Here is a 7,342-nt window from a genome sequence, read left to right as displayed (position 1 = left end):
GAAAATCTACCTATCATTTTTGATGAATATCTTCCTAAATGGAATTATAGAGCTATTCCTCAAAATAACTGAAATGCATAAGTTATTTATTTTTCATTCCTAAGCAAAACTTACGTTGCTATAGCAAAAATAGAGATGCCGAATTTCTCTCCATATTCACGGTTAATTAGCGTTGTTTGAGATGAGGTAAGAGGCTTATCACTAACTTGTATTCGGCTAAGTTCGTATTCGTATAACTAAAGATTAGAATTAAAAAAACTTACCGTAAATATTGTTCCCTGTCCGACCTTGCTCTCCACCTTGATTTGTCCCTGATGACTTTCAGCGATCGCTTTGGCAATTGCTAATCCTAGCCCAGAACCACTGGTATAGAGATTACTAGATTTAGAACTAGATTTACTATTTTTTTGCGGTTGGTAACGATAGAAACGCTCAAAAATTTGAGATAGCTCTGCTTCAGGAATCCCCATCCCAGTATCTTGAACTTGAATTTGAATTTGATTTTGAGAAGTGATCAACTGCGCGGTAATTTGGACTTTCCCACCTGCGGGAGTATAAGCGATCGCATTACTGACGAGATTGGTAAACAAACGCCCTAGGCGATCACGATCACCTGACACAATTAGTTTTGGTTCTAAGCTAGGTAACTCCAAACTGATTTGTTTTTGTTGTGAGATCGCCTGTTGCTCCTCGCCCACTTCTCTCAAAATTTGCGATAAATTGCAAGGCTCACGCCTTTGATTAGTAATACCACCATCATGTCTTGCTAAAAATAGCAAATCTTCGATTAATCTACCTAACCGTCTAGTAATTCTCTCAATTGCTTCCAGTTGCGATCGCTGAAATTCTAGATCAGGATGAGGATCTGCTAAAGCAACTTGGACATTCGTTTGAATTACAGCGATCGGATTGCGAAGCTCATGGGAAGCATCGGCGGTGAACTGTTTTAAACGTTGGTAGGATTCGCGCACAGGTTCCATGGCGATCCCTGCTAACCACCAACCGCATAGTAAAACCACAAATACCATCAGCGTTGTGCCGATCGCCAAATCGAGAAACAACTGCTTGACAGGTTTAGTAACTTCAAACCAAGGATGACTAATTCGCAAATATCCCAATAGTTTGTCATTAATCACAATTGGCTCAATCATCTGTCGCAATGGCTCTGCTTCTGACAAATGGACAGTGCGATAAAGTGGTTGTAAGATTCCTCTCTCTCGCTGTTGTAATGGCTCCGTATTCGCATTAGTCGTCCAGAGAATCTCTCCACTGGGGCTAAACCAGTCAATATCAATATGATCAGCATCGATCGCTTGAGCATTTGCCGAAAAGCTGCGACTAAAATCTGATTCTAAATCAATTAAGTTAGACCGAATCAGCGATCGCTCGATTACTTCCGCAACATGGTCGATTGTGTCGTCAATGCGATCGATTAAGGTTGTCTGCACATATAGATAAAAGCCTGTCGCAAACACAATTAATAAAATTGCTGTGACAATCGCATACCACAGCGCCAAACGGCGGCGCATTGACTGAAAGACAGGATTAGGAGTAACAATGGTCATGAGTAATTTAATGGCTAACCTGTAGCGCACGATGTGCGCTACAGGGCTTAGGGTTTTAATATTCAAACTCTTCTAAAATCGTTACTAATCGATTTTGACAAGACTTAGGAATCAAGTCACTTAAAGGAATTTCACGATTACCACCACCGATCGCAATCATCGTTTCATTTAATACTTTAGTAACATCTGCTGCTTGAATCCCCTTTAGCAACATGGGATAGAACTTTTCAGCAAGTGGGCGATGCAAATGCGCGTCATTTAAGTACAAGTGCCACTTGGCAATGTCAATATAAACATCTTCGGCGATTATGGCAGCTAGTTGTTCGATACGTTCTGAGGTACTCATTTGTTTAGTAGTTAGTGATTTATAGCGATCGCTATCATGGAGATGGCGCAAAGTCCCACCTACATGATAGCGATCGCTATATCTGAATTACCCAAGATTAGGACAATATGACAAGTTAAATCACATCAATTACCGATCAAACGAACCACAAGAAGAGTTTTGAAAGCGTTGCTTCGCAACACTTTCAAAATTCTTCTTGGTTTGGGTCTGAGCGCAAAGCGCTGTATGATCATTTGTGTTGCGCGATCGCAAATTTATGACTACTACTCCCCTCCCTCTCAAGCCAGAAATTGCTACAACAAACATTAGTAATGCGAGTAATGCTGTACTAAAAAATATTAGCTGGCAAACCTATCAAGCCATGCTTGCTGACATGGGCGATCATCGCTCTATTCGCCTAGCCTACGATCTCGGAACCTTAGAAATCAAAATGCCATTAGAATTTCATGAAGCTATTAATCGGCTCCTAGAGAGAATTATTGTCACATTGACTGAAGAACTAGAGCTAGATATCAAAAGCTTTGGCTCGACAACCTTTAATCGCAAAGATTTAGAAGTTGGTGTAGAGCCAGACTCCTGTTTTTACATTCAAAATGCTCATCTCGTTCGCAGATTTCAGATAGATATTGAAAAAGATCCTGCCCCCGATCTCGTAGTTGAAGTTGACGTTCATAGTTCTAGCATCCGCAGATTGGATATTTACAAACAGTTAGGCGTACCCGAAATTTGGAGATATACCAGAACAGGGATAAAAATCTATAATTTACGAGATAGTGAATATGTTGAGCAGGAATATAGTGTTACTTTTCCGATAATGTCTGGCGAGGTTTTAGATCGCTTCTTGGCTTTATCAGAATCAACTGATGACAACAAATTGATTCGTGAGTTTAGAGCATGGCTCAAACAAAGGCTAGGTCAGTAGAAACCAAAATAGATTGTCAGCGCTTTGCATCGAAAATCTATTTTGGTTTCTACAAATGATGAGTTCATAACAAAAAAGCGCAAAACCGCCTTTCAAAAAGTAAACTAAATCTTCAAGTACTACAGTTTTTTTGTATGAGCCAGCCAACAGCCCCCCAACCTTGGAGTCAGCGTTTCGAGACAGCGCTGCATCCTGCGATCGCGCGATTTAATGCCAGCATCAGTTTTGACATTAATTTAATTGAATATGACATCACAGGATCGCAAGCGCACTCGCGAATGTTGGCGAAAGTGGGGATCATTAGTGCCGAAGAAGGGGAAATGCTTGTTAATGGTTTAGAGCAAATCCGCCAAGAATATCGGTCTGGAAATTTTAACCCTGGGGTTGATGCCGAAGATGTGCATTTTGCGGTAGAGCGTCGCCTGACTGAGTTGATCGGTGATGTTGGCAAAAAAGTGCATACTGCGCGATCGCGTAATGATCAAGTTGCTACCGATGTGCGTTTATATTTGCGTGACCAGATTCGCAAAATTCAAACTGATATCAGGACTTGGCAGCAAACTTTAGTGAATAAAGCTGAGCAGTATGTCGAGACTTTTATCCCAGGATATACCCATCTGCAACGCGCTCAGCCGATTAGCCTCGCCCATCATCTGCTTGCTTACTTTGAGATGGCGCAACGCGATTGGACAAGACTTGATGAAATCTATCAAAGAGTCAATGTTTGCCCCCTTGGTTCGGGCGCATTAGCGGGTACACCGCACCCCATCGATCGCCATTACACCGCCGAACTTTTAGATTTCGGCTCCGTAGGACGCAATAGCCTTGATGGTGTATCCGATCGCGACTTTGCCGTAGAATTTCTCTGCGCGGCAAGTTTGATCATGGTGCATCTCAGCCGCCTTTCTGAAGAGGTAATTCTGTGGTCATCACAGGAGTTTAGTTTTGTGAAACTAAGCGATCGCGTCAGTACAGGCTCTAGCATCATGCCCCAAAAGAAAAATCCTGACGTTCCCGAATTGGTACGTGGCAAAACAGGGCGTGTATTTGGACATTTGCAAGGTTTACTGACTATTATCAAGGGCTTGCCTCTGGCTTATAACAAGGATATGCAAGAGGATAAGGAAGGTATCTTTGATGCAGTGGTCACGGTTCGCGCTTGTTTGGAAGCAATGACAATTTTGATTGATGAAGGGATTGAATTTCAGACCCAACGTCTTGCAGAAGCAGTTGCTGAGGACTTCTCTAATGCGACTGATGTTGCCGATTATCTAGCATCTAAAGGGGTTCCTTTCCGTGAGGCATATCAACTGGTTGGCAAACTTGTGAAAACCTGTACTAGTGAAGGGATTTTACTCAAGGATTTGTCAGTGGAACGTTGGCAGACTTTTCATCCTCAGTTTGAGGCGGATATTGTTGAGGCGATCGCCCCTGCCCAAGTCGTTAAGGTGCGTAATAGTTACGGTGGTACTGGCTTCGAGCAAGTCAGAATCCAAGTAGAAGCTGCCAAAAAACTTATTGCTTAAATCCAAAAATTAGTGTCAGCACTTCGTGCTGACACTAATTTTTGGATGCTTTTGCGTTAGCATAAGTTTTAGTTAATTTTGCCAAATTTTCGATTTTCTATGCCCAAGTTATCAAAACCACCAGATCCCAACGATCCTGAATACCAAAACCTCGAACGCAGAGTTAACTTTTATCTACACCTTGCTATCTATTCGGCTTGCATGACCTGTATGTGGTTTATCCAGTCAATTACTGAGAAGGTCTGGATCTGGTCAATTTGGGTCGCTGTGATCTGGGGAATACTAATCCTCGGACATGGGATTTGGGTATTGACTCAAGAAAAGCTGATTCAGAAAGCTTGAGATAGTCAGGCTAAGGTTAGAAGTAAAATTTTTTAAGATTTACACAAAAGAACGAAAAGTAGGGGCAACTCATGAATTGCCCTTACGTTAAGATAAGACTTTTAGAACATTTTTGCGTAAGTCCTAATTTTTGTAAAAACAAGGTCTATTAATTAAGTGGCACAGGACTATGGAGCTTTGATTGATGATTTGCAAGAGCAGTTAGAAAGATTGCAAATATCGATCGCTCCACAGTCAGACCCCGCCTCTGAAATCGTCAAAGAATGGCGGCGATCGCTTGATGAAATTCAAAAGTTTTTTCAGTCAAAAATTATCAACACCAATTTAGAGATAACGCCCCAAAATTTATCTTTGCAAGTAGAAATTGATAAACAATTAAAAATGCTCAACGTGGATTTGAGCATGTTGCAAACTTCCCGTAGTCAAGCCACATGGCAAAAGCGACATCAACAAGCCTGCGATCGCTTTACTTTATTAGCCCGCTATTGCCAAATGCATTAGCATCTCTCCCCCCTAGGATGGCATCGCAAAGCACTGCCATCCCAGAGGCATTTGGTCTGAACTAGTAATGCTTCTTTTCTATGAATATAGAGTCTTGGATAAAACCCTCTCTAGGTAAGATTTGCAATCTCTCAAAAGATAGAATTATTCTTTAGTTTGAAGACTGAGACACGAAACATTTTGATGTAGACTTATGGAACAATCGATAGATCTTAATATAAACATAGTAAAAACTCTATAGTAGAATCAATGATCCTAGAAACAGCTTGGTTACTTCCTTGCTATGGTTTGCTGGGCGCAGGGCTTACCCTTCCTTGGTCATTAAGGATCGTACGTCGTACTGGTCCCCGTCCTGCGGCTTACCTAAATATTTTAATGACAGCACTTGCCTTGGTGCATAGTTGTTGGTTATTAACATCAGTTTGGGGGCAACCTCCTCAACAATTTGAGTTTATATGGTTTCAAACGTTTGATTTAAATATAGCCTGCTCCTTTGAGCTTTCCACGATTAGTGCTGGTGCATCAGTGATGATCGCCACCATGAGCTTAATCTCACAGGTCTATGGGTTAGGATCGCTAGAAACTGACTGGGCGATCGCCCGATTTTGTGCCTTAATTGGCTTCTTTGAGGCGGCGATTACAGGGATAGCCTTTAGTGACTCCTTATTTTTTAGCTATGCCTTACTAGAAATGCTGACCCTCTCCACCTATTTATTAGTGGGATTTTGGTATGCACAGCCCCTAGTAGTCACCGCAGCGAGAGATGCTTTTTGGACAAAGCGGGTCGGTGACTTGTTTTTGTTAATGGCTGTAGTTACACTCGCCAATCTTACGGACAGTCTAAATTTTTCTGATCTAAACTCATGGGCTGCCGCACCACAAACGATCGCCTATTTTGCCGAACATCAACAATTTGGCACTTTATTGGGGCTAGCTCTAATTGCGGGTCCATTAGGTAAATGCGCTCAGTTCCCACTGCACCTCTGGCTTGATGAGGCGATGGAAGGACCAAACCCAGCGTCGATTTTGCGAAATTCGGTAGTTGTGGGCGCTGGAGCCTATGTGCTGATCAAGTTTCAACCTGTATTGTCTTTGTTTCCTGTTGCTGCGGAAGTCTCGGTGATCATTGGCGCAATTACCGCGATCGGTGCATCGTTAGTAGCGATCGCCCAAATCGATATGAAACGCGCTCTATCCCACTCCACCAGTGCTTACCTCGGTCTAGTTTTCATCGCTGTAGGGATGCAACAACCTGATCTAGCTTTGGGTCTACTCTTTAGTCATGGCATCAGCAAAGCTCTGCTATTCCTAAGTTCAGGTGCGGTGATGATGTCTACCATGACTCAAGATCTCACGGAAATGGGAGGCATTAAAACGCGAATGCCCGCCACCCTAGTCGCCTTCATTGTCGGCTCCTTGGGATTAGTAGCACTGGTTCCCTTTGGAGGATTTTGGACACTCTTACGCTGGGAAGAAACTTTTTGGAATAGTGACCCTTGGCTAATTGCGATCGCCTTATTAGTGAATAGCATTACCGCCTTTGGACTGATGCGACTATTTGGGCTGGTATTCCTCGGTCCCGTTCAACCTAAAACCCGTCGTGTTCCTGAAGTCGCTTGGCAAGTTGCAATTCCATTAGTCTCACTGACAATCATTACTTTACTTGTTCCCATCTTGCTTCCATCATGGGATTTTGTGGATATTGACTTAGATACAGTCGATATTTGGGGTGCGTTAGTGTTATCTGCTTCAGGCTTATTTGGTTTTGGGGTAGGTGCATACATCTATATCAAACCCTATTTTGCCACTACCACTTCAGTATCTATGCCTCCCAAATTTATTCGCAGTTCATGGAAAGCGGTACAGGATTTACTTGCATACGATCTCTATGTGCAGACTATCTATAAATATACGGTGGTCTTAATTGTGGGTGGTGGATCTAAGATTTTAGCTTGGATAGATCGCTACTTAGTTGATGGTTCTGTCAATTTTTTGGGATTTGCTTCGATATTTAGTGGCGAGAGTCTGAAATATACGGTGACAGGTCGCTTACAGCAGTATGTACTGACGATCATGATTGGACTTATTCTGATCGCCTTTGCTGCTTTTTATGGTCTTCATTAAAAGTTCAGGGTCAGAA

The 7,342-nt window shown here is 42.4% G+C and carries 7 protein-coding genes; 5 read left to right on the top strand and 2 right to left on the bottom strand.

Annotated elements, in window-relative coordinates:
- Nucleotides 1-236: 236 nt before the first annotated feature.
- Together H6G05_RS19660 and H6G05_RS19655 are read right to left on the bottom strand one after the other, a co-directional pair.
- Nucleotides 237-1,565, bottom strand: coding sequence for a sensor histidine kinase (locus H6G05_RS19660; RefSeq protein ID WP_190580646.1), 1,329 nt, complete (start codon nt 1,563-1,565; stop codon nt 237-239).
- Nucleotides 1,566-1,620: 55 nt separating this feature from the next.
- Nucleotides 1,621-1,962 (bottom strand): DUF3181 family protein, encoded by a 342-nt coding sequence (locus H6G05_RS19655; RefSeq protein WP_322096403.1) that lies wholly within the window; start codon nt 1,960-1,962, stop codon nt 1,621-1,623.
- A gap of 205 nt (nt 1,963-2,167) precedes the next feature.
- On the opposite strand from H6G05_RS19655, the gene H6G05_RS19650 reads away from it, so the two are divergent.
- The 5 genes from H6G05_RS19650 (at nt 2,168) to H6G05_RS19630 (ending at nt 7,326) form a co-directional block, all read left to right on the top strand.
- Nucleotides 2,168-2,833, top strand: a complete 666-nt coding sequence (locus H6G05_RS19650; RefSeq protein ID WP_190580644.1) for a Uma2 family endonuclease — start codon at nt 2,168-2,170, stop codon at nt 2,831-2,833.
- Between the two features lie 134 nt (nt 2,834-2,967).
- A complete protein-coding gene (gene argH / locus H6G05_RS19645; RefSeq protein ID WP_190580642.1) occupies nt 2,968-4,359 on the top strand; it encodes an argininosuccinate lyase in 1,392 nt (463 codons plus the stop codon).
- A 99-nt stretch (nt 4,360-4,458) separates the two neighbouring features.
- Nucleotides 4,459-4,701, top strand: coding sequence for a 2TM domain-containing protein (locus H6G05_RS19640; protein WP_190580640.1), 243 nt, complete (start codon nt 4,459-4,461; stop codon nt 4,699-4,701).
- 156 nt (nt 4,702-4,857) lie between these two features.
- Nucleotides 4,858-5,202, top strand: a complete 345-nt coding sequence (patD, locus tag H6G05_RS19635; protein WP_190580638.1) for a heterocyst frequency control protein PatD — start codon at nt 4,858-4,860, stop codon at nt 5,200-5,202.
- A 249-nt stretch (nt 5,203-5,451) separates the two neighbouring features.
- Nucleotides 5,452-7,326, top strand: a complete 1,875-nt coding sequence (locus H6G05_RS19630) for an NAD(P)H-quinone oxidoreductase subunit F (RefSeq protein WP_190580636.1) — start codon at nt 5,452-5,454, stop codon at nt 7,324-7,326.
- The last annotated feature ends 16 nt before the right edge of the window (nt 7,327-7,342 follow it).

Origin of the sequence: Phormidium tenue FACHB-1050 (assembly GCF_014696925.1) — a bacterium.
Lineage (GTDB): Bacteria > Cyanobacteriota > Cyanobacteriia > Pseudanabaenales > Pseudanabaenaceae > Pseudanabaena.
The sequence above is the reverse complement of the archived record's forward strand: the minus strand, read 5'-3'. Positions and strand labels throughout refer to the sequence as shown.

Bases quoted from the DNA above. Each gene is read 5' to 3' on its own strand.
- H6G05_RS19660 (WP_190580646.1), bottom strand. From the start codon at position 1,565: ATGACCATTGTTACTCCTAATCCTGTCTTTCAGTCAATGCGCCGCCGT.
- H6G05_RS19650 (WP_190580644.1), top strand. From the start codon at position 2,168: ATGACTACTACTCCCCTCCCTCTCAAGCCAGAAATTGCTACAACAAAC.
- argH (WP_190580642.1), top strand. From the start codon at position 2,968: ATGAGCCAGCCAACAGCCCCCCAACCTTGGAGTCAGCGTTTCGAGACA.
- H6G05_RS19640 (WP_190580640.1), top strand. From the start codon at position 4,459: ATGCCCAAGTTATCAAAACCACCAGATCCCAACGATCCTGAATACCAA.
- H6G05_RS19630 (WP_190580636.1), top strand. From the start codon at position 5,452: ATGATCCTAGAAACAGCTTGGTTACTTCCTTGCTATGGTTTGCTGGGC.